Source organism: Actinomyces faecalis, assembly GCF_013184985.2.
GTDB classification, from domain to species: Bacteria; Actinomycetota; Actinomycetes; order Actinomycetales; family Actinomycetaceae; genus Actinomyces; species Actinomyces faecalis.
In genome coordinates this window covers 1831860-1851373 of sequence record NZ_CP063418.1, presented here as the reverse complement: position 1 = coordinate 1851373, position 19514 = coordinate 1831860, and the positions used below count along the sequence as shown (strand labels likewise).

The 19514-nt window shown below is 68.5% G+C and carries 14 protein-coding genes; 6 read left to right on the top strand and 8 right to left on the bottom strand.

The genetic code is table 11. The features are described from left to right. Positions 1 to 8: 8 nt before the first annotated feature. The 6 genes from HRL51_RS07955 to proC all read right to left on the bottom strand — a co-directional run bounded on the left by HRL51_RS07955 (position 9) and on the right by proC (position 7636). A complete protein-coding gene (locus tag HRL51_RS07955; RefSeq protein WP_172191169.1) occupies positions 9 to 731 on the bottom strand; it encodes an EamA/DMT transporter family protein in 723 nt (240 codons plus the stop codon). A 269-nt stretch (positions 732 to 1000) separates the two neighbouring features. Then, complete coding sequence (locus HRL51_RS07950) at positions 1001 to 1906, bottom strand: carbohydrate ABC transporter permease (protein WP_172120974.1); 906 nt, start codon at positions 1904 to 1906, stop codon at positions 1001 to 1003. Then, positions 1899 to 2870 (bottom strand): carbohydrate ABC transporter permease, encoded by a 972-nt coding sequence (locus tag HRL51_RS07945; RefSeq protein ID WP_216666372.1) that lies wholly within the window; start codon positions 2868 to 2870, stop codon positions 1899 to 1901. Before HRL51_RS07945 ends, HRL51_RS07950 begins: the two co-directional genes overlap by 8 nt. After that, positions 2870 to 4174, bottom strand: coding sequence for an extracellular solute-binding protein (locus HRL51_RS07940; protein WP_172120973.1), 1305 nt, complete (start codon positions 4172 to 4174; stop codon positions 2870 to 2872). The genes HRL51_RS07945 and HRL51_RS07940 overlap by 1 nt, the downstream gene beginning before the upstream one ends. 42 nt (positions 4175 to 4216) lie before the next feature. Beyond that, positions 4217 to 6556 (bottom strand): ROK family protein, encoded by a 2340-nt coding sequence (locus HRL51_RS11945; protein ID WP_172120972.1) that lies wholly within the window; start codon positions 6554 to 6556, stop codon positions 4217 to 4219. 234 nt (positions 6557 to 6790) lie between these two features. Next, entirely contained in the window at positions 6791 to 7636 is an 846-nt protein-coding gene (proC, locus tag HRL51_RS07930) for a pyrroline-5-carboxylate reductase (RefSeq protein ID WP_172191167.1), read from the bottom strand. Between the two features lie 139 nt (positions 7637 to 7775). Between proC and HRL51_RS07925 the strand changes: the two genes are divergently transcribed. Beyond that, entirely contained in the window at positions 7776 to 8792 is a 1017-nt protein-coding gene (locus HRL51_RS07925) for an ornithine cyclodeaminase (RefSeq protein WP_172191165.1), read from the top strand. Between the two features lie 124 nt (positions 8793 to 8916). Here the strand turns inward: HRL51_RS07925 and HRL51_RS07920 are convergent, their stop codons facing one another. After that, the gene (locus HRL51_RS07920) at positions 8917 to 10401 is read right to left on the bottom strand and encodes an alpha-amylase family glycosyl hydrolase (protein ID WP_172120969.1); all 1485 of its coding nucleotides are present in this window, start codon (positions 10399 to 10401) and stop codon (positions 8917 to 8919) included. Between the two features lie 47 nt (positions 10402 to 10448). Here HRL51_RS07920 and HRL51_RS07915 point away from each other — a divergent pair, with 47 nt between their 5' ends. Both HRL51_RS07915 and ileS read left to right on the top strand, forming a co-directional pair. After that, positions 10449 to 11246, top strand: coding sequence for an SDR family NAD(P)-dependent oxidoreductase (locus HRL51_RS07915; RefSeq protein WP_172120968.1), 798 nt, complete (start codon positions 10449 to 10451; stop codon positions 11244 to 11246). Positions 11247 to 11643: 397 nt separating this feature from the next. Beyond that, the gene (gene ileS / locus HRL51_RS07910) at positions 11644 to 15006 is read left to right on the top strand and encodes an isoleucine--tRNA ligase (protein WP_172120967.1); all 3363 of its coding nucleotides are present in this window, start codon (positions 11644 to 11646) and stop codon (positions 15004 to 15006) included. A 78-nt stretch (positions 15007 to 15084) separates the two neighbouring features. Here ileS and HRL51_RS07905 read toward each other — a convergent pair whose 3' ends face one another. Beyond that, positions 15085 to 15909, bottom strand: a complete 825-nt coding sequence (locus HRL51_RS07905; protein WP_172120966.1) for an HAD-IIA family hydrolase — start codon at positions 15907 to 15909, stop codon at positions 15085 to 15087. Positions 15910 to 16169: 260 nt separating this feature from the next. On the opposite strand from HRL51_RS07905, the gene HRL51_RS07900 reads away from it, so the two are divergent. The 3 genes from HRL51_RS07900 (at position 16170) to ndk (ending at position 19486) form a co-directional block, all read left to right on the top strand. After that, positions 16170 to 18140, top strand: coding sequence for a bifunctional folylpolyglutamate synthase/dihydrofolate synthase (locus HRL51_RS07900; protein ID WP_172191163.1), 1971 nt, complete (start codon positions 16170 to 16172; stop codon positions 18138 to 18140). A gap of 117 nt (positions 18141 to 18257) precedes the next feature. Then, positions 18258 to 18920, top strand: a complete 663-nt coding sequence (dhaL, locus tag HRL51_RS07895) for a dihydroxyacetone kinase subunit DhaL (protein ID WP_172191161.1) — start codon at positions 18258 to 18260, stop codon at positions 18918 to 18920. A 131-nt stretch (positions 18921 to 19051) separates the two neighbouring features. Next, a complete protein-coding gene (gene ndk / locus HRL51_RS07890; RefSeq protein ID WP_172120964.1) occupies positions 19052 to 19486 on the top strand; it encodes a nucleoside-diphosphate kinase in 435 nt (144 codons plus the stop codon). The last annotated feature ends 28 nt before the right edge of the window (positions 19487 to 19514 follow it).

Below are 19514 nucleotides of genomic sequence, written 5' to 3'. Positions count from 1 at the left end.
CTGGCCGCCTAGGCTCTACGTGACTGAGTATCGGTCTGGCGGCGTCGGGGCCCAATGACCATCGCCATGCCAAGGACCGTGAGTCCCACCATGAGCCACTGACTGCCCCCAGGCCATGGCCCGAGGCGGAGCAGCCCGGTCTCCAGGGCCACCAGTGGGGTGACTGTCAGACCGAGCAGGCTCACGGTGTGGGCGCCAACGCTGGCTAGAAGCCGGTGCTGGATGAGATAGACGGGGAGGTAGACCAGCAGACCGAGGGCCGCGAGCACGATGAAGGCCTGCAGCGTCAGCCGGTGACCGCGGGCCAGCTCCAGCGCAGCCCAGACTGACAGAGGCACGAGGCCCCAGCCGTAGATGGGCAGGATCACTGGCGCCATAGGGCCGTGGTAGGTGCGGGTCAGGTGCGCGAAGTGGACGCTATAGCAGGCCATCGACACCACGGCTGCCGTCGCTAGGGCGGCAGCCAACCAGGACACCGACATCAAGCCGCTGCCGCCCAGCAGCAGGAAGCCGATCGTGCCTGCCACCGACACCACGGTCCCCACCAGAGCCAGCCGTCTAGGTCGGCTACGGTCGAGCGTCGACGTCAGTGCCAGGACCCATAGCGGTCCGGTGGAGACAATGAGTGAGGGAAGCACGGTGCCACCGTTGCTCACTGCGAGGGTGGACAGTGCCGTGTAGCCACTGACTCCTGTGAGGGACAGGACGACGGCGTCACGCCTCCTGATCACCGCCGGGTGTGATGCCCGAGGAGACCGGCGGGGGCTGTCGCCAGGGGGAGCGCTGGCCCCGCGTCGAGGAATGCGGCTGAGCAGCCACAGCGCAGCGACTGTGAAGGCGACCCGGCCAGCGGACACGATGCCGGTACTGGCCCCGTCCAGGGCCACCCGAACAGCCAACCAGGTGAGTGACAGGCCCAGGACGAGTCCCAGTGCGCTGGTGGTCTCACAGGTGAGAGCACCTGTGAGACCACCAGCGTACCGACGGGAACGGGACACCCTTATCCCTTGATCCCCGAGGACGCCAGTCCCTCGATAACGCGCTTTTGCATCGTGAAGAAGAGCAGGAAGATCGGGGCCATCGCCATCGCCGAGGCGGCCATCATGAGCGTGTAGTCGCTGGAGTGCTGACCAGCCAAGGTCGCGATTCCCACGCTCAGCGGCATGTTCTCCTCTCGGCTGGTCACGATCAGCGGCCACAGCAGGTCGTTCCACGACCACAGGATCGTCGTGATGATGACCGCGAACAGGGTGGGACGTACCAGAGGGAACATGATCTTCCAGAACACCTGCCACTGGTTAGCGCCATCGAGGCGTGCCGCCTCCTCGAGCTCACCAGGCAGCCCCATGAACGCCTGGCGCATGAGGAAGACACCGAAGGCAGAGAACAGGCCGGGTGCGATGACGCCCCACGGCGTCTCCAGCAGCCCCAGGTCACGCACGATCCGGTACTGCCCGATGAGGTAGGACTGTCCAGGCACCATGAGGATGGCCAGCAGGAGCCCGAAGAGCAGTCCCCGCCCGCGGAAGTGCATACGTGCGAAGGCATAGCCACCTAGCGAGCACAGGATGACCTGTCCAGCAAGGCGTCCGAGCGTGATGATGACCGAGTTCCAGAACTGGGCCAGGAACGGCAGCTTGCGGAAGACCTCGGCGTAGTTCTCGAAGTGGAATTCCTCGGGAATGAAGGTGGGCGGGACGCTCATGACCTCCCGGTCCGTGGCCACGGACATGAGGATCTGGTACACGAAGGGGAAGACCATGATGATGCCACCAGCCAGGAGCACCAGGTGCACGCCGATAAACGGCCGCTGGGAGTGCAGGACCCGTCGCAGCGAGGACGGCCGCGCGGAACCTGGAGCGCCCGGCCTCGGGCTCGCCGTCGTCGATGAGTGAGACTTAGGCATAGTGGACCCACCTCTTCTGCCCGATGAACTGGACAAGAGTCACCACGGCCACGAAGGCGAAGATGACGACGGCGACGGCGGCGCCAGCGCCCTGGTCGGAGTTGACGAAGGCGTACCTGTAGAACAGGGAGACCAGGGACCGGGTGTGTGGCTCGGCAGGGTTGCCCTGGGAGACCATGGCGTACAGGGCGTCAAAGAGCTGGAAGCCACCGATCGTGGTCATGATGCTGAGGAAGAAGATCTGCGGAGTCAGCAGCGGGACCGTGATCGAGAAGAACTGCCTCACCCCGGAGGCGCCGTCAATAGAGGCCGCCTCATACAGCTCACGCGGGATCGCCTTGATCCCGGAGGACAGGATGATGACGTTGAACCCGATCGAGGCCCAGATGCCGAACAGGGCCACTGCCAGCAGCGCCCAGCCCGGGGTCGTCAGCCAGTACGGCGTGTGCTGTATCCCCAGTGAGCGAAGCAGCTGGTTGAGGATGCCGAACTCGCCGTTGAACACGATCTTCCATACCTGTGCCACAGCCATGGGCATGGCGAGGTAGGGCATGAAGTACATCGTGCGGTACAGGCTCTTGAGCCTCAGCCCTGGCAGCTCAATCATTGCCGCGATTCCCACTGACAGTGGGATCCCCATCAGTACCAGCACGGTGTACAGGAGGGTGTTGCGGATGGCCGAGCCCAGGTCGGGGGAGGTGAAGAGGGCAATGTAGTTGTCGAAACCGACGAATGTGGTCTTGTTGCCGAACGCGCCCGTCTTCTGCATGGACACGACGAGGTTGGTGACGATCGGCCAGTAGTAGAAGACTGCCACGCCCAGCATGAGCGGACCAATGAACAGCACTGGCCACGCCCCCGCCCGGGAGGGACCACGCCCACGGCGTGTGCCGGTGGCGCGTCCCTCCCGAAGCGTGCTTCCACCCCCGTCGGCTGGGACCACCGAGATGGAGGCGTGGGACATCATCCCTCCTCGGACAGGGCGTTATTCATGAAGGCGGCGAGCTCCGTGGCTGCCTGCTTCACGTCCGTCTTGCCCTCGAACGCCGGGATGACGTAGTCCGCCTCTGCGTTGGCCCACACGTCGGTGTTCTTGGACACCGGGTAGGACACTGCGTAGGTCTCGGCGGCCTCGACGAAGATCTTGACGTCCCAGTCGGGATAGGTGTCGATCCACGGCTGCTGCGTGCCGGTGTAGGCGGGGATGGCGGTGCCGTTCTTCGCCTCGGTCTCCTGGGACTCCTTGGAGGCCATGTGCGCCACCAGGGCCTGGGCGGCGGCAGCGTTCTTGGTCTGGGAGGAGGCCACCCAGCTCAGGCCGTGAATGACGGTGGCCTGCGTGTCCTTCTTCGGCAGCTCGACGACCCCGATGTCTGTCTTGGGGTCACCGTCGAAGTCTGCCATGACCTCGGGGCAGGTCCAGTCACCGGACCAGAACATCGCCGACTTGCCGTTGTTGAACATCGGCAGCGGCTTGGTGTCGGTGACCACCTGTGGCGGGGCCACTGACCCGTCAGCGATCCAGTCGGCCCAGCACTGCAGGCCCTCAATCGACTTGGGGTCGTCGAAGCCGGACTTACCGTCCTTGATGACGAACCCACCAGCCTGGAGCATGGTGTTGTAGTAGGTGCCCTGCCCGTCACCGTTGACCGTGGTGGCGCATCCCCAGATCCCCTGGTCCTTGCCCCACTCAGAGATGGCCTTGGCCTTGGCGTGGAAGTCGTCCCAGGTCCAGTCGCTCGTGGGCTCCTCAACCCCTGCGTCAGCGAAGATCTTCTTGTTGTAGAACACGCCGATGGTGTCGAAGTCCTTCGGGATCCCGTAGTGCTTTCCGTCCACGGTGTAGAGGTCGACCAGTGCCTGCGGGTACATGCTCCAGTCGACTGACGAGTCCTCAACGGGCAGGAGCATGTCATTGGTGGCGTAGAGCTGGATGTTGGGGCCGTTCATCCACAGCACGTCGGGCATTGTCCCGCCCTCGGCCTGGGTGCGCAGCTTGGTCCAGTAGTCCTTGTAGGAGGCAAGGCTGGTGGTGATCTTGATGTTGGGGTACTTCTCGTTGAAGGACTTGATGTTGGCCTCGACCGTGGGGGTCTGGTTCTTGTCCCAGTAGGCCAGGGTCAGCTCGGCTGAGGTGTCGGGGCTGAGCGCCTCGTCCGAGGATCCTGAGCCCTTGGAATCGGACCCTGAGTCGGAGCAGGCAGCGAGCGTCGCGGCGACGGCGACCATCGCCGCGCCAGACAGGAAGGACCTGCGAGTAGCGGACATGGTGTTCTCCTTGGGGTGTTGTTGAACTGAGCCGTCGCTGGCTCAGCCCTGGGGGTTCTGGTTGTTGGTGAAGTAACGGACGATCTCCTGCTCCAGCTGTGGCACGTGTGCCGGGCGCGAGCCGTGCCGCAGGGAGTCAGCAGCCTGGATACCGGCGGCGACGGCGTACCAGGCACCCAACGGAGAGGTGTCAGTGGGCACACCGTGGCGTGCGAAGCGCATGAACTCGGTGATCGTGAGGACATCGGCGTCACCGTGGCCGCCGGCGTCGCCCAGGATCGGGAAGGAGGCGTCGCCTTCAGCGGAGTAGTCCGAGCGGGAGGCCCACAAGCGAATGGTCCCGCCCTCGCCGTCGCCGAAGTTCTCGATCCGTCCCTCGGTGCCGATGACTGTGTAGTTGCGCCAGTAGTCCGGGGTGTAGTGGCACTGCTGGTAGGAGGCGTAGACCCCGGACTCCATACGCATGAGCATCATGGACAGGTCCTCGACATCGATGACGGGGTTCAGGCGCTGCTGGGCCAGAGGAGGCCAGTGGCTGGTGGAGAACCAGTTGCTCATGAGGTCGTCGGAGTTGTCAGCCCGGTTGGTGACCTTGTCATAGACCGTCAGCCCGCCCATGGCGACCACGTCGGTGGTGTGAGAGTCGGCCAGCCAGTGCATGACGTCGATGTCATGGGCGGCCTTCTGCAGCAGCAGGGTGTTGGCATGCTCGCGCTCGGCGTGCCAGTCCTTGAAGTAGTAGTCGCCGCCATGACCCACGAAGTGGCGACACCAGATGGCCTTGACCTCACCGATGCGGCCGGAGCGGATGATGTCACGCATGGAGCGGACCACATTCATGTGGCGCATGTTGTGCCCCACGTACAGCCGGGTCTGGGTGCGGTAGGCGGTCTGGAGCACCCGGGTGGCATCCTCCAGGTTGATGGCCAGGGGCTTCTCGAGATAGACCGGGATCCCGGCCTCGAGCAGGGTGCAGGTGACCTCGGCATGGGTGTCGTCAGGGGAGGTCACGAAGGCCACGTCGATCCCGGAGGCGATGAGGTCCTCAACTCTGCTGGTGATGACGACGTCGTCGGGCTCGCGGTCCAGGCGGGAGCGCACGCGCTCGCGGACCAGGTGGTGAGGGTCGCATACGGCGGTGATACGGCCGTTGTTCTCCGGAAGCTCGGCGGCCAGCGTGAAACGGGACCGGGCTCCGACGCCGACGACGCCGACACGCAGGGTGTCGGAGCTGGCCGGGGAGGTGGCAGTGGACATGGTGGAGTGCTGGCCTTTCTTCAGGTGGTGCTGGATAACGCTGATGCCGCTCAGGGCGGTAGGGCGTGGGTGAGTGACGCCGGTGATCTGACGGTCGGCCGCGTCCAGGGCGCAGTGGAGGGCTCCGACGACGCCGGCGGCCCAGTCCAGGTTGCTGAGCTCGGTGGCGAAGGACGGGGTGGAGGGACGTCGCAGGGCCGTGACGGCGCCGGCGACGCGGGCGACGGTGGTGCGTGCGGTGGGCGAGGGCGTGGGCAGGACGATGGCGTCGGGATCGACGACGGCGCACACTGAGGCAATGGTCAGGGCGGCGCGCCGGACCCAGTCGTCGGTGATCTCGCCGTGGTCGGACAGGCTCAGGTCGAGCAGGTCCGCGATCTCGCCAGCGTTCCACTCGTGTCCGCGGTGGATTGCGCCACCCAGGATCAAGCCGGTGTGCAGGCCGCGCGCAAGCTGGATGAACAGGAGGTCGCCGTCGGCGTTGATACGCCCGTCCTGGCGGCGTGAGGCGAACTCACCGAGAGCTGCCATGTTGATGTCGTTCTCCACCGTGGTGGGCACGTCCAGCTCCTGGCGGAGTCGGTCGGCTAGGGGGAAGCCGTTCCAGGCGGGGACGAGGTCGGACAGGAGGATCGTGCCGGCGTCGTCAACCCGTCCAGTGGCAGAGACGGCCAGGTGGAGGAGCGGGCCGTGAGTGGTGAGGCTGGCTGCCAGGGTGCGCACGACGTCGGCGGCCTGTGTGAGCCTGGCCTCGGCGTCGTCGGCAACGAGGCGGGCACGGCGGGCGGTGAGGACCTCGCCGCGCAGGCTGGCAGCGACGGCGAGCAGGGAGGTGGGCAGCAGGTCCAGGCCGATGACGATGCCGGCACTAGGGGAGATCGCCCAGGTACCTGCTGGGCGTCCGACGCCCTGGTCGGCGATCTCAGACTCGTGGGCGAGGTCGACGGCGCGCATCTCCTCAAGGATGGAGATGACGGTGGGACGGGAGTAGCCGGTCTCTTTGGCCAGGGCGGAGACGGTGACGGCGTCGTTGCGGCGCAGCACGGCGAGGACGGCGTCGACCTTGTCGCAACGGTCCTGAGACTGTCGGTCCCGTCGTGAGGACGAGGAACGTGCTGTGCTCATCCTTGAGCCTCTCCTGCCGGTCGTGACGAGGTGGGGTGCGTCACACGAGTAATGAAGGAGAGTTTAGCAATAGCTCTTCATAAAGCAAGCCCGTTTCAGGATCCAGGAACCGGGGTGTCACGCAGGCTCCCTCTTCTGGCACCCGGTTTTGCGTACTGGATCGGGGTATACAACAGCGCGTATACCCCGATCCCGTACGCAAAACCGCGATGAGAGGAGGGGGGGGGGAGGGGGCTAGGCGCCGAGCTCGCGGTCGCGGGCCACCGTGGCACGGAAGGCCTCAATGACGGCTGAGGAGAAGCCCGCCTGCTCCATAGCGACCACTCCGGCCACCGTGGTCCCGCCCGGTGAGCACACGGCGTCCACCAGGTCCGCCGGGGTACGGCCACCCTCCCCAGCCGCGCGGGCCTGCGCCTCAACCTGCACCGTGCGAGCCGCCCCCGCCACCGCCTGCGCCACGATCGCCACCGCCTGCTCCTTGGCGATCCCACCGAGCACGCCGGCGCGGGCGAGGGCGTCGATGAAGGTGAAGACAAAGGCGGGGGAGGAACCTGCCAACCCGATGAAGGAGGAGAAGTCTGTCTCCGGGAGCACGATGGTGCGGCCCACCGCCGCCATGAGCTCCTGGGTGACAGCCACGTCCTGGTCGCCGGCGGTGCTTCCGGCCGCCAGCGCCGTCATCGACTCGCCCACCGCCGCCGCCATGTTGGGCATCGCCCGCACCACGCGGGTGCGTGCTGGCAGCATCGACTCCAGCCGCTCCAGGCTCAGGCCCGCGGCGACGGAGACCACCAGTGGGTTGTGACCGGCGATGTCCTGCTCAAGCTCCTCCAGGACTCCCGGGATCACATGAGGCTTGACCGCCAGGATGATGACGTCGCTGCGCCGTACGACCTCAGCGGCCTGCGGCACGTGCTCGGCTCCGGTCTGCTCAGCGAGCTGGGCCGCCGAGCCGTGGGCGGAGGTCACCAGGAGCTGGTGCCCGGCGCCGCCCTTGCTGCGTGTCAGACCCGCCGACACCGCCCCGCGCACGATCGCCCCCGCCATGTTGCCTGCGCCGATGAAGCCATAGGTCGTCATGCGGCCAGGCTAGTAGATCGGGACCGACAACCGCGTTGCCAGTGTCGTCGTTCGGCCCGTACAGTCGTGACGACGGTCAGCTCGCCTGTATCAATGATGGTAAGGGCGACAGCGGTGGCCGTGGCTCCAAGGAGTAACGATGCGATTCGTCGACGTTCCCCACATGGTTCGTTGGATGAAGGACAGCGGGCCCCAGGACCTGCTGACAGGCATGATCGACGCGATGGAGAAGGACTTCCGGTGCTGGGACAGCTTTGAGCTGCGCCCGCGTGTGGCCTCCCACTGCGAGATCGGCGTCATTGAGCTGATGCCCACCTCAGATGGCCAGACCTACGCCTTCAAGTTCGTCAACGGACACCCCTCCAACCCCGCCCGCGGCTACCAGACCGTCACGGCCTTCGGTGTGCTGGCCGACGTGCACAACGGCTACCCGCGTCTGCTGGTGGAGATGACCCTGCTGACCGCCCTGCGCACCGCGGCCGCCTCTGGCATGGTCACCCGCCTGCTGGCGCGCGAGGACGCCCGTCACCTGGGCCTGATCGGCGCGGGCTCACAGTCGGAGTTCCAGGTGCTGGCTAACCGGGCGGTGCGGCCCATTGAGCGGGTGAGCGTCTACGACGTCGATCTGGCGGCGAGCCAGAAGCTGCGCGACAACCTGGCTCCCTACGGGATCGAGGTGGAGATCGCCAGCTCACCGGCCCAGGCCGTGGCCGAGGCGGACATCATCACCACCTGTACTGCGGACAAGCGCAACGCGATCGTGCTGCGCCGCTCAGACATCCGCCCCGGCGTCCACGTCAACGCCATCGGCGGGGACTGCCCGGGCAAGACCGAGCTCGATCCCACGATCTTGGACATGGGTCCGGTCTTCACCGAGCACACCCCGCAGACCCGTATTGAGGGCGAGATTCAGGCCAAGCCGGCCGACTACCCGGTCACCGAGCTGTGGGAGGTGCTGGCTGGCACCAAGCCCGGCCGCACCAGCGCCGAGCAGGTGACGGTCTACGACGGCGTCGGATTCGCGGTCGAGGACTTCACGAGCCTGACTTTTCTGGAGAGCTGCCTGGAGCAGCCCGGTGGTGAGCGCTTCTACGAGGAGATCGACCTCATCGCCGCTCCCTCCGACCCCAAGGACCTGTTCGGACTGCTGCACTGAGGACGACGGCGGCGCCCGCCTGAGACGGGCCTGACACCGCGCTGGTGGCCGGGGCTGCTGGACCAACGATCCAGCAGCCCCGGCCGCTGAGCCCAACCAGCCCCGGCCGGCCAAACCGGACCAGTCAGCCCAGCACTGCCCAGCCGCATGGCGGCAGGACGACGCCGTCGCGCTCGGACCGTGGACCACACGCTCCCTCGCCCGTGGCCAGGACCGTGTGGGCGCCGCCGGTGGGCAGCCAGGCCTCATGCTCCTCCAGAGACAGGGCGAGCACGACGGAGCTGGCTCCACGGTCCTGGCCGCGCGGGCACAGACGCAGGCTCAGCAGACGGTTGTCCAGGTGCAGGGTGGTGACCTCGGCGTCATGGAGCCAGGGCAGACGCCGGCGCAAGGCGATGAGCTGACGGTACAGGCGCGCGGTCCGCGTCGCCTGGTCTCCAGAGGGAAGGGACTCATGCGCTCCGTGGCCCCGCGGCAGCCTCGGTAGCTCGGGCCGGATCGCCTCGTCACCACCCAGGCGCTCCTCCTTGACCCCCTCAAGCCCCACCTCGTCGCCGTAGTAGACGGCAGGTGTGCCCGGCAGCATCATGAGCAGCGCGACGGCATGAGGCAGCCGGTCTCCACCCTCACGGCCGCCTCCCACCGCACTGGCGATCCGCGTGGTGTCATGGTTGCCCAGGAAGGTCCAGGGAACGAAGGTCTCCAGCATCGCCGCATGGCGCCCCAGGCACCAGTCGAGCTCATAGAAGTTGGCCTCGGCCAGGGCGTGCCAGGCAGCCTGCCACAGCTCGTACTGGGTCACCGAGTCCATGCCCGAGTCCGTGACGATCTGTGAGTAGTCACCGTGGATGACCTCCCCAAAGACGTAGACCTCAGGGAAACGCGAACGCAGGCGTGGCAGGACCCGCGTCCAGAAGGAGGGTGGGACTGCGTAGGCAGCGTCCAGGCGCCAGCCGTCGGCACCTGCCTCGCACCAGTGCTCCATGACGTCGCCGGTCATCTGCGCGACCTCGGGGCAGTCGTGGTTCAGCTCCGGCAGCCAGTCCTGGCCCTCGAAGCGGGCGTAGTCGCTCGGTGGGGTCCCCGGGGTCCAGGGCTCATCGGGCCAGGTCAGGCGGTAGCCGCGGGCCTGGGGAGAGTCCGGGCCTGCCTGCGGCAGACTGGTAAAGCCCGGGTGGGCGATCCCGGTGTGGTTGAAGACGCCGTCGAGGACCACCTTGACGCCGCGGGCGTGCGCCTCGTCGATGAGGTGGGTCAGGTCCTCGTTGGTGCCCAGCCTGGGGTCCACACGGTAGTAGTCGACCGTGTCGTAACCGTGGGACATCGCGTGGAAGACGGGGCCGAGCAGCAGGACGTTGGCTCCGAGCTCAATGAGGTGGTCCAGCCACGGCACGAGGTGGAGTAGACGGTGCTCACTGGCGGCCCGGCCGGCGGGTGAGGCAGGGTCATCAGGGTCACCGGAAGGGCACAGGGCCGGCGCGCCGACAGCACCCAGCGGGTAGACGTGCCAGGCGATCGCGTGCCGGACCCAGCTCGGCTCACGCAGACTGTGTCCCGCAGCGGGCTGAGCTGGTCCGGGTGAGGCGATCGCGGCGTCGTCGGCGTGCATGGCCCACACGGTATCGCGCAGCCCGTCGAAGCGAGGAGAATGCCTCCATGAGCACCACAGAGACCACAGCACGCACCGTGTCCTCCGCCTCCTCCACTGGCGCCCGCCGCGCCCTCGTCACCGGCGCCTCCACCGGCATCGGGGCGGCGACGGTTCGCCTCCTGCGTTCCCACGGGTGGGAGGTCGTGGCTACCGCCCGGCGGGCCGAGCGGCTCCAGGCGCTGGCTGACGAGACCGGCTGCGGCTGGGTGGCGGCAGACCTGCAGAAGCCCGACGACGTCGCCCGCCTGGCGCGCGAGGTCCTGGCCGGGGGAGCGGTGGACGCCGTCGTCAACAACGCCGGCGGGGCCCTGGGAACCGACCCGGTGGCTGAGGGGAAGGCGGAGGAGTGGGCCACGATGTACGAGCGCAACGTGCTCGGCGCGCTCGCGGTGACCCAGGCCTTCCTCCCGGGCCTGCGTGAGCGTGGGGGAGACGTCTTGTTCCTCACCTCCACCGCCGCCCACGACACCTACCCCGGAGGAGCCGGGTACGTGGCGGCCAAGCACGCTGAGCGCATCATCGCCAGCACGCTGCGCCTGGAGCTGGTGGGCGAGCCGGTGCGCGTGATCGAGGTCGCCCCGGGCATGGTGGCCACCGAGGAGTTCTCCCTCAACCGTTTTCACGGTGACAAGGCCAGGGCGGAGGCGGTCTACGCCGGGGTCGAGGCGCCGTTGAGCGCCCAGGACGTGGCTGAGTGCGTAGTGTGGACCTTGGAGCGTCCGTCCCATGTCAACATCGATTCCCTCATCGTGCGCCCGCGCGCGCAGGCCTCCAACACGGTGGTGGCCCGCCAGGAGCCATGACGCCGGCCTGTGCGCCTGCGCGCCGCACGGGTCAGGCTCAGCGGTGTGGCGAGGCTGACGCAGCCGGCGCGGCAAGCAGGCTGGTGCCTGCGACACCGGCCCAGATACACTCGGCGCCAACCAGGCACTGACCCGGCCGCAGCCTCACGGCCTGCGGGTATCACCGGCGAGCCTCCCGGAAGAACGGGCCGACGACGTCGCGCACGCGCCGCCGCCAGCCTCACTAGACCCGGGCGGGTGAGGCCCGTACAGCCTCCCAAGGAGCGGTCGCGCCTCGTGCGCGGCAAGCGAGGTGGTACCGCGGTACCGCCCGCCCTCGGCCCCACCAGGGCACGGGGGAGGAGCGGCGTCGTCCTCGTCAGACACGGTTGTTCACGAGCACGACACGAGGCACCCTATGGCCGAGACCCAGCCCACCGCCCGTACCGGGCAGTCCTTCCACCCCGCCGGCTACCCCCTGCACCGCGAGGGGGCAGGCGTGGCCTCCTCTCCCTCCTTCCCGGCGCTGGAGGAGGAGGTCCTGGCCTACTGGAAGCAGGACGGCACCTTCAAGGAGTCTGTCAGCTTCCGTCCCGCCTACGACGACAACGGCCACTCCAACGAGTTCGTCTTCTACGACGGACCGCCCTTCGCCAACGGGCTGCCCCACTACGGCCACCTGCTGACCGGCTACGTCAAGGACGCCGTCGGCCGCTTCCAGACCCAGATGGGCAGGCGAGTGGAGCGCCGCTTCGGCTGGGACACCCACGGCCTGCCCGCCGAGCTGGAGGCCCAGCGCGAGCTCGGCATCGACGACGTCTCGGAGATCACCCGCCCCGGCGGCATCGGGATCAAGGCCTTCAACGAGGCCTGCCGCTCCTCCGTGCTGCGCTACACCCGCGAGTGGGAGGACTACGTCACCCGCCAGGCGCGCTGGGTCGACTTTGAGGGCGACTACAAGACCCTCAACCCCGACTACATGGAGTCGGTCATCTGGGCATTCAAGACCCTCTACGACAAGGGCCTGGCCTACCAGGGCTACCGCGTCCTGCCCTACTGCTGGCACGACCGCACTCCCTTGAGCAACCACGAGCTCAAGATGGACGACGACGTCTACCAGGACCGCCAGGACAACACGGTCACGGTGGGCCTGCGCCTGGAGGAGCCGCTGCGCGAGGGCGCGACGGCTCCCGAGCTCGCCCTGATCTGGACGACGACGCCGTGGACCCTGCCCTCGAACGAGGCTGTGGCCGCTGGCCCGGACATCGACTACGTCATCGTCCACGTCGCTGAGGACCTCGACTCCCCGGTGGCCGGGCAGGACGTGGTGCTCGGCGAGGCGCGGCTGGGTGCCTACGCCAAGGAGCTGGGGGAGGATCCCCAGGTCCTCGCACGCCTCAAGGGCAGCGAGCTGGTGGGGCGGCGCTACCACCCGATCTTCGACTACTACGACGACGCCGAGCACCGCGCCGAGGGGGCGGCCCCCGGCCCCAGGGGCTGGACGATCATCTCCGGCGACTACGTCACCACTGACGACGGTACCGGCCTGGTCCACATCGCCCCGGCCTTCGGTGAGGACGACATGCTCGTGTGCCAGGAGGCCGGGATCGCTCCTGTCCTGCCGGTAGATGACGGCGGCTGCTTCACCTCCGAGGTCCACGACTACCAGGGTCTGCAGGTCTTCGAGGCCAACAAGCCGATCACGGTGGACCTGCGTGACGCCTCGGGGCCCATGGCCCGGCGTGAGGAGGCCAAGCGTGCGGTCCTGGTCCAGCAGAAGAGCTACGTCCACAGCTACCCGCACTGCTGGCGCTGCCGCAAGCCGCTGATCTACAAGGCCGTGTCCTCCTGGTTCGTGGCCGTGACCAGGTTCCGCGACCGCATGGTCGAGCTCAACCAGCAGATCACCTGGACCCCGTCCCACATCAAGGACGGCATCTTCGGCAACTGGCTGGCGGGAGCACGCGACTGGTCGATCTCGCGCAACCGCTTCTGGGGCGCCCCGATCCCCGTGTGGGAGTCCGACGACCCGGCCTACCCGCGCCGCGACGTCTACGGCTCCTTCGCCGAGCTCGAGCGTGACTTCGGCGTCAAGGTCACGGACCTGCACCGTCCGGCCATCGACGAGCTGGTGCGTCCCAACCCGGACGACCCGACCGGCAGGTCGATGATGCGTCGCATCCCTGACGTCATGGACTGCTGGTTCGAGTCCGGCTCAATGCCCTACGCCCAGGTGCACTACCCCTTCGAGAACGTCGACTGGTTCGAGTCCCACAACCCCGGTGACTTCATCGTGGAGTACATCGGCCAGACCCGCGGGTGGTTCTACACCCTCCACGTCCTGGCTACCGCGCTGTTCGACCGTCCGGCCTTCACCTCCGTGGTCTCCCACGGCATCCTGCTGGGCCAGGACGGGCAGAAGATGAGCAAGTCCCTGCGCAACTACCCCGACGTCTCCATGGTCTTCGACCGTGACGGCGCCGACGCCATGCGCTGGTTCCTGCTGTCCAGCCCCGTGGTCCGTGGTGGCAACCTCGCGGTGACGGACCAGGCGATCCGTGACACGGTGCGCCAGGTGCTGCTGCCGCTGTGGAACGCCTGGTACTTCTTCGCCCTCTACGCCGGCAAGGCTGATGGGGGCCGGGGCTACGTCAGCGGCGGCCTGGATCTTCAGGACCCCACCCTGTTCGGCCCGCGCGGGAGCCTGGCCGTCATGGACCGCTACGTGCTGGCACGGGTCAAGGACCTGGCGGACACGGTGCGCACCCAGATGAGCGCCTACGACGTCACCGGGGCCACGGCCAGCGTGCGCGAGTTCATCGACGTGCTGACCAACTGGTACCTGCGTACCTCCCGCTCACGCTTCTCTGACGCTGACGAGCAGGTCTGGCGCCCGGCCTTTGACACCCTGGCCACGGTGCTGCGGGTGCTCACCGAGGTCATGGCGCCGCTGACGCCGCTGGTGAGCGAGGAGATCTGGCGCGGGGTGACCGGTGGACGCTCGGTGCACCTGACCGACTGGCCCGTCCTGCCCGCCCACGTGGCTGACCAGGCGCTGGTGTCCGCCATGGACGAGGCGCGTGACGCCGTCTCGGCGGCGCTGAGCCTGCGCAAGGCCGAGAAGCTGCGCGTACGCCAGCCGCTGCGCACCCTGACTATCGCCACCTCCGAGCCTGCGGGCCTGGCGCCCTTCCGCTCGCTCATCGCTGAGGAGGTCAACGTCAAGGAGGTGCGCGTCGTGGACGCGGCCGACGCCGGCTACCACGTCGAGCAGGTGCTGACCCTCAACCCGCGTGCCTTCTCCCCTGAGGTCCGCAGGCTCACCTCCAGGCTCTTCGCTGCCGTCAAGGCGGGGGAGTGGACGCTGACCCAGGACGGGGACGTGCGTTTCGACGCCGTGGTTCTTGACGGGGTCCCGGTGGTGCTGGAGGCCGAGGACTCGGCCTTCACCCTCGCCAACCGGATCGACGTCGAGGACGACTCGCTGTCGGCCACGATGCTCGGCTCGGGCGCCTTCATCGTCCTGGACACTGCCCTGGACGAGCAGCTGGAGGCGGAGGGCTGGGCACGTGACCTCATCCGCCTGGTCCAGGACGAGCGTAAGGCCGCCGACCTGGAGATCGGTGCGCCGGCTCGCCTGACACTGACCGTCCCCGCGGACAAGGACGCCTGGACCGGCGCCCATCTGGACCTCATCAGGACCGAGACCAGCTGTGTGGCCATCGACGTCGTCACCGGGCCCGAGGGCAGCCAGCCGACGGCGCAGGTCGCCACGGCCTGAGGCACCTGGCCCGGGCACGGACGACGGCGCCGCCACCTTCCGTCTGGAGGTGGCGGCGCCGTCGTCCGTTGAGGGCGGTCAGCTGATGAGCTCGTCCACCGCCTCGACGTGGGCGACGAGGTCGCCGATGCCGTCGTGGATGGCGTAGGGACGGAAGGGGTAGAGAGAGACCTGCTCACGTGAGGTCGAGCCGGACAGGACCAGGTAGGTGCGCAGGCCTGCCTCGACACCGGCACGCACGTCAGTGTCCATACGGTCACCGACCATGGCGGCGGTGGTGGAGTGGGCGCCGATGGCGTTGAGTCCTGCACGGATCATGACCGGGTTCGGCTTGCCCACGAAGTAGGGTGAGCGGCCGGTGGCGGCCTTGATCATCGCTGCCACGCTCCCGGTGGCCGGCAGCGTGCCCTCGTCGGAGGGCCCGGTGACGTCAGGGTTGGTGGCGATGAACTTCGCGCCGTGCTCGATGAGGCGGATGGCGTGGGTCAGCGCGTTGAAGGAGTAGTTCCTGGTCTCGCCCAGGACCACGTACTCCGGGTCCTGCTCCGTCATGATGTAGCCCGCGTTGTGCAGGGCGGTGGTCAGGCCGGCCTCACCGATGACGAAGGCGGAGGAGCGGGGCGACTGCTGGGAGAGGAAGGCCGCTGTGGCGTTGGCCGAGGTCCAGATCCGGTCCTCGGGGATCTCCAGGCCTGAGCGCTCCAGACGTGCGGACAGGTCGCGGTTGGTGAAGATCGAGTTGTTGGTCAGCACCAGGAAGGGCAGGCCCCGCTCCTTGAGCGCGTCGAGGAACTCCTGGGCCCCGGGAAGGGCGCGGTGCTCCCGTACGAGCACGCCGTCCATGTCGCTCAGCCACGCCCCGACGGGGGGAAGGTCGGTCAGGGGAGCGGTGCTGGTGTCCATGGGTGACTCCTTGTGCCTGGTGCGGTCTCGCGGGCCGCTGACGGGTGGGTGACGCACTGGGTACGGTGCCCGGGCGTGACGTGGTCCATGTCCGATCATACGGACTGCCTCGTGACCGCGCAGACGGCCAGAGCCTCCCGCCGGTCCTCGGCGTGACCCCTCTCGCACCCGTCTCACCGTGAGCGGACGGCACCCGGCCCGCCGGGCGGGCCGCGGTGGCTAGGCTGGCCCAGGTCCGCCAACGAGCAGGGGAGCGCAGCATGTCCACCACGCACGACGACGTCGTCGACCGTCCCGACGAGGGCACCGGCCGGCCGGACGGTCCTGCTTCCGAGCACCCGGGGGCCGCCTTCGGTATCCCGCAGGGGGCCAGCGGGGAGGAGGTCGTGGACGCCGTCTTCGGCGACGGCGTGCGTCGCGCAGGGCTCGACGCCCTGCGCGAGGAGCTGGCGGCGCAGGCCTCTGGCCGTATCGCGGGCATCGAGGGGATCGACCCCGGGCTCATGCCCTACCTGGACGCCGTGCAGGAGGACGGGGGGGCCCTGGTCGGCCCCGACGGGTCCCTGTCCCTGGCCGAGGTACGCGAGGCGGGCGTCTCCCAGGCCGAGCGTGAGGCCGCCCAGGAGGAAGAGGACCTGGAGGCGCTGCGCGAGCTCGTGGCGCGCAACATGCTCGCAGGCGCGGGGACGACGGGCCTGGAGCAGCTCGACGCCCTGCTGGCTGAGGTCGACGAGGACTCCTCGGACGACTGGGACGAGTGGGAGCCGGTGCTGCCTGACTCCCCGCGTGACGTGAGCGAGGAGCTGGCTGACGAGATCGCCGAGCACCAGGCGGGTCTCCGGGCGGCGGCCCAGGCTGTCGAGGTCTCGGCGCGTATGCGTGAGGTCGAGGCCGAGATCCTCTCGCGCGCTCCCGAGCACAAGGTCCAGCCCTCCCTGGAGCGTGTCGAGGCGGTGCTCGACATCATCGGACACCCCGAGCGCACCTATACGGTGGTTCACGTCACCGGGACCAACGGCAAGACCTCGACGGCGCGTATGACCGAGCGTCTGCTGGCAGCCACCGGGATGCGTACCGGGCGCTTCACCAGCCCTCACCTGGCCACGATCCGTGAGCGCATCAGCCTGGACGGCGAGCCCATCAGTGAGGAGGGCTTCATCGCCGCGTGGGAGGACGTGGCTCCGTACGTCGCGATGGTGGACGAGCGCTCACAGGCCAGCGGCGGCCCTCGTATGTCCTTCTTCGAGGTCCTGACCGTCATGGCTCTGGCCGTCTTCGCCGACCATCCGGTGGACGTGGCCGTGATCGAGGTCGGTATGGGAGGCACCTGGGACTCGACCAACGTGGTGGACTCCGCCGTGGAGGTCATCACCCCCATCGGTCGCGACCACCAGGCCTGGCTCGGGGACACCATCGAGGAGATCGCCTCCAACAAGGCCGGCATCATCAAGGACGGCGCTACCCTCGTCACCGCCGTCCAGCCCAGTGAGGCTGAGGAGGTCATCGCCGCCGCGGCCGCTGAGCACGGCGTGGTACGGAGGCGTGAGCTGGGCCAGGACGAGGACCCGGCAGACCCCGGAGCCGGGGTGCTGCAGGTCGTGGACCGCACCCTGGCCGTGGGCGGTCAGATGGTGACCCTCAGAACGGCGGCTGCCACCTACGAGGACGTCTTCATCCCCCTGCACGGGGAGTACCAGGCCCACAACGCCCTGCTGGCCCTGGCCGCGGCGGAGGCGGTCTTCGCCGGACGCGCGCTCCCGGCCGCGATCGTCCAGGACGGCTTCGCCTCGGCCACCTCTCCCGGGCGCCTGGAGGTGCTGCGCTCCTCGCCGACGGTCATCGTCGACGCCGGGCACAACCCCCACGGCGTGGCGGCCCTGGTGCCGGCCGTTCAGGAGGCCTTCGGCTTCCAGCACCTGGTCGCCGTCGTCGGCGCGATGGCGGACAAGGACGTGGAGGGGATCCTGTCGGTCCTGGAGCCGGCGACGGACGCCGTCGTGGTGGTGCCCATGGACTCCCCGCGTGCCATGGACGTGGAGGACCTGGCCGAGGTGGCCAGAGAGGTCTACGGCCGCGACCGCGTGATCGTGGCGGAGGACCTGGAGACCGGGGTCGAGCAGGCCGTCTCCGTCTCCGAGGGCTTTGACGCTCCCATGGCGGCCTCGGGCGTGCTCATCGTGGGCTCGGTGGTGCTGGTGGCGCAGGCGCGTGCCCTGTTCCGCAGGGCCTGAGCCCATGACGGCCCGGGCCTGCCCTCGCACCTGGCACCAGGCCGTGGGACACTAGGGCTGCCGGTACCTGGGGTGCCGGCACCGAGAGACCTCAGCGGGACCGACGAAGGAGACGGCATGAGCCTCGACGCCGCCTGGGCAGCCCAGTGGGTGCGCCGTACCGCGGCCGTAGTGAGTGAGCACCGTGACGAGCTCACCGCTCTGGACACAGCCATCGGTGACGGTGACCACGGGACGAACCTGGAGCGTGGGTACGCAGCAGCCGTCGCGCGTCTGGATGAGGCCGTCGCCTCCGGACAGGACCCCCAGACGCCCGGTGCCGTCCTCCAGCTCGTGGCCTCCTCCCTCATCACGACGGTGGGCGGAGCAGCGGGTCCGCTGCTGGGCACGGCGATGCTGCGCGCCTCCCACACGATGGAGCAGACCCAGGCTGACGAGCTCCAGGTCGTGCGGATGCTGCAGGCCGCGGCCGACGCCGTGAGGCTGCGCGGCCGCGCCGAGGCAGGGGACAAGACCATGCTGGACGCCTGGCAGCCGGCCGCTGCGGCGGCTCAGGCGGCTGCCGAGCGTGGCGGGGACGTCGTCGAGGTTCTCCAGGCGGCGGCGGCAGCAGCCCATGAAGGAGCGCGTCAGACCCTTCCGCTCAAGGCGCGCAAGGGTCGCGCCTCCTTCCTGGGGGAGCGCTCGCGCGGTCACCTGGACCCCGGTGCCTGCTCGACGGCGCTGATCATCCAGGCGGCGGCTGACGCCGCGCTGGCCGCCTCTGACCAGGCTCACTGACCTGCAGGAGGAACGCGCGGGTGCTACCCAGCCCCTGTGCCCCTCGTGTAGCGTGCAGCACGACCTTGCTCGACCCTTCCCCTGAGGAAGGCCGGAGCAGGGCGTGAGTACCCGCATACCGAAGGAGTACCATGGCTGACGCCCCGGGCCGAATTCTCATCCTCATCAAGCCTGACGCGGTCCAGCGTCACCTCACTGGCGAGATCCTGCGCCGCATCGACGCCAAGGGCTACGACCTGATCGCGCTGCGCCGTGAGATCGCCACCCCTGAGATCCTCCGGCGCCACTACGCCGAGCACGTGGACAAGCCCTTCTACCCCTCGATCGTGGAGTACATGACCTCCGGCCCGCTCGTGGCCGTGGTGGCTCGCGGGCACCGCGTGGTGGAGGGGCTGCGCTCTCTCATCGGCCCGACCGACCCGACGACGGCGCCGCCCGGGACGATCCGTGGCGACCTCGGGCGTGACTGGGGGACTGAGGCGATCGAGAACCTCATCCACGGCTCGGACTCGGACGAGTCCGCCGAGCGCGAGATCGCGATCTGGTTCCCTGAGCTGGCTGAGTGACCTCACGTGCTGCGGGGCCGCTGACGCA

Excerpts from the sequence above, each read along its gene's own strand:
- HRL51_RS07925 (WP_172191165.1), top strand. The coding sequence starts at position 7,776 with ATGCGATTCGTCGACGTTCCCCACATGGTTCGTTGGATGAAGGACAGC.
- ndk (WP_172120964.1), top strand. The coding sequence starts at position 19,052 with ATGGCTGACGCCCCGGGCCGAATTCTCATCCTCATCAAGCCTGACGCG.
- dhaL (WP_172191161.1), top strand. The coding sequence starts at position 18,258 with ATGAGCCTCGACGCCGCCTGGGCAGCCCAGTGGGTGCGCCGTACCGCG.
- HRL51_RS07945 (WP_216666372.1), bottom strand. The coding sequence starts at position 2,870 with ATGTCCCACGCCTCCATCTCGGTGGTCCCAGCCGACGGGGGTGGAAGC.
- proC (WP_172191167.1), bottom strand. The coding sequence starts at position 7,636 with ATGACGACCTATGGCTTCATCGGCGCAGGCAACATGGCGGGGGCGATC.
- HRL51_RS07915 (WP_172120968.1), top strand. The coding sequence starts at position 10,449 with ATGAGCACCACAGAGACCACAGCACGCACCGTGTCCTCCGCCTCCTCC.
- HRL51_RS07905 (WP_172120966.1), bottom strand. The coding sequence starts at position 15,909 with ATGGACACCAGCACCGCTCCCCTGACCGACCTTCCCCCCGTCGGGGCG.
- HRL51_RS07940 (WP_172120973.1), bottom strand. The coding sequence starts at position 4,174 with ATGTCCGCTACTCGCAGGTCCTTCCTGTCTGGCGCGGCGATGGTCGCC.
- HRL51_RS07900 (WP_172191163.1), top strand. The coding sequence starts at position 16,170 with ATGTCCACCACGCACGACGACGTCGTCGACCGTCCCGACGAGGGCACC.
- ileS (WP_172120967.1), top strand. The coding sequence starts at position 11,644 with ATGGCCGAGACCCAGCCCACCGCCCGTACCGGGCAGTCCTTCCACCCC.
- HRL51_RS07950 (WP_172120974.1), bottom strand. The coding sequence starts at position 1,906 with ATGCCTAAGTCTCACTCATCGACGACGGCGAGCCCGAGGCCGGGCGCT.
- HRL51_RS11945 (WP_172120972.1), bottom strand. The coding sequence starts at position 6,556 with ATGAGCACAGCACGTTCCTCGTCCTCACGACGGGACCGACAGTCTCAG.
- HRL51_RS07920 (WP_172120969.1), bottom strand. The coding sequence starts at position 10,401 with ATGCACGCCGACGACGCCGCGATCGCCTCACCCGGACCAGCTCAGCCC.